The 1,140-nt window shown below is 37.0% G+C and carries 1 protein-coding gene; it reads left to right on the top strand.

Features of this window, described 5'->3' with window-relative positions:
- The coding region (locus AB4623_RS23610) for a hypothetical protein (protein ID WP_372147476.1) at window positions 1-1,125 on the top strand (1,125 nt) is incomplete at its 5' end.
- Between the last annotated feature and the right edge of the window lie 15 nt (window positions 1,126-1,140).

Below are 1,140 nucleotides of genomic sequence, written 5' to 3'. Positions count from 1 at the left end.
TCTACCCTGCCAGATAGGGCTTATCTTGGGTGTCAGTTTGGTTATGCAGTTAAACTGGGAAATTCAGACGATGCTAATCATCGTTTTTTTCATATTGAAGTAACTAGTTGTGGAGATGATTTAAGTAAATTTCAAGATTTTCTGAAATTGTTACGTACGATATTGTCTAAAGTGAGTGGTCAACCAGTAGAAACGCTGTTAGACGAAATAAGCTCAGAGCGCTGTATTGCTGCTTACCCGGTAATTCATCGTACCGAAAATCAAATGAGAAAGCTGATTACGAAGTTTATGTTAACTAACGTTGGTTTAGGTTGGTCTAAAGATAGCACACCAAAAGAAGTCGTAGATTCCATAAAAAGTGCTAAACCTAAAAGTACAAACTTCCTTTACGAGGTAGACTTTATTCAACTTTCAAAATTTCTGTTTAGTACTTATGCGTCACTGGATTACAAGAACGTAATCGACAAAATTAAGACCGCAGAATCAGCAGAAGACTTGGATCTTGCTGAGTTGAAAGAGTTTGTCCCTCAGTCAAACTGGGAACGCTATTTTGCTTCTTTAGTTGATTGCACTAGTGAGTTTTTAGAAGTTCGTTGGAAAAGGCTTTATGAGCTTAGAAATAAGGTTGCTCATAATCGATTTATTTTAGAGCAAGAGTTTGAAGAGATTAAAAAAATTTGCCATGAGCTTAATGAAAAACTTGAAGCTGCGGTAAATAACCTAGACAAAATCCACATATCTGAAGAACAAGTTAACGAAGTCGCAGAAAATATTGCAGTGAATCGTGATGAAGTCCATGCACAATTTATTAGTGCGTGGAATACGTTACTTAAACTGCTTCACATCAGCGCGATGGAAGTCGCGGATGAAAACGAGATTAATCGTTTAGGGCAAGGTGGTAATTGGCGAGGTATGGCAAATGTACTCAAGAAATATAACATTATAGATCGCGAGTATAAAAAGCAACTTAGTGACGTTGGAATTTTTAAGAACACATTAGTTCGACATACAGATGCAATATTTCCTTATGAAACTATTCAGGAAAAAAGTGCTCTCCTTGTTGCCCTTTATGAGAAGCTTAGTGCAATTCAGAACATCAAAGGTCAAGAGCAACCGCAAATATAACAAACGACTATGGCG

The sequence above is a fragment of the Vibrio sp. 10N.222.52.C12 genome, from assembly GCF_041474215.1.
Lineage (GTDB): Bacteria > Pseudomonadota > Gammaproteobacteria > Enterobacterales > Vibrionaceae > Vibrio > Vibrio crassostreae_C.
The sequence above is the reverse complement of the archived record's forward strand: the minus strand, read 5'-3'. Positions and strand labels throughout refer to the sequence as shown.